Source organism: Leclercia sp. LTM14, assembly GCF_023736175.1.
In the GTDB taxonomy this organism is placed as follows: domain Bacteria; phylum Pseudomonadota; class Gammaproteobacteria; order Enterobacterales; family Enterobacteriaceae; genus Enterobacter; species Enterobacter barmai.
Map to the genome: position 1 here is coordinate 1 of NZ_JAIKTT010000042.1, position 210 is coordinate 210.

Consider the following 210-nt stretch of genomic DNA (forward strand, 5'->3'; position numbering starts at 1 on the left):
CTCAAATGAATTGACGGGGGCCCGCACAAGCGGTGGAGCATGTGGTTTAATTCGATGCAACGCGAAGAACCTTACCTACTCTTGACATCCAGAGAACTTTCCAGAGATGGATTGGTGCCTTCGGGAACTCTGAGACAGGTGCTGCATGGCTGTCGTCAGCTCGTGTTGTGAAATGTTGGGTTAAGTCCCGCAACGAGCGCAACCCTTATC

General features: G+C 51.9%; 1 rRNA gene. It reads left to right on the forward strand.

The features are described from left to right. Positions 1-210 (forward strand): 16S ribosomal RNA (locus K5I40_RS23840); the annotation flags it as partial.